Here is a 243-nt window from a genome sequence, read left to right on the forward strand (position 1 = left end):
GTCCACGTCTTCAAGCCCGAGGACCGCGCGATCGTCGACAAGCTCATCGTCGTCGCGCGCAGCGAGGCCGCCTATCGCGACGCCTTCCGCGCGGCTCCCGGCGGCACGGCCTTCGCGATGGACCGGCTGCTCATCCTGCCGCCGCTCGCCTGGGAGGACCTGCTGCCGCTGTTCGCGCGCGCGAACGTCCGCTTCGAGTACGGCATGCGGACCGCCGACGCCGTCGTCGTGACCGAGGAGCCG

At 72.4% G+C, this 243-nt stretch carries 1 protein-coding gene; it reads left to right on the forward strand.

Translation table 11 applies throughout. The annotated features are described in order from the left end of the window. Positions 1 to 243: hypothetical protein (locus NLU14_RS22730; RefSeq protein WP_275710872.1), on the forward strand; the 243-nt coding region annotated here is incomplete at both ends.

Origin of the sequence: Marinobacter iranensis (genome assembly GCF_029207565.1) — a bacterium.
GTDB lineage: Bacteria > Pseudomonadota > Gammaproteobacteria > Pseudomonadales > Oleiphilaceae > Marinobacter > Marinobacter iranensis.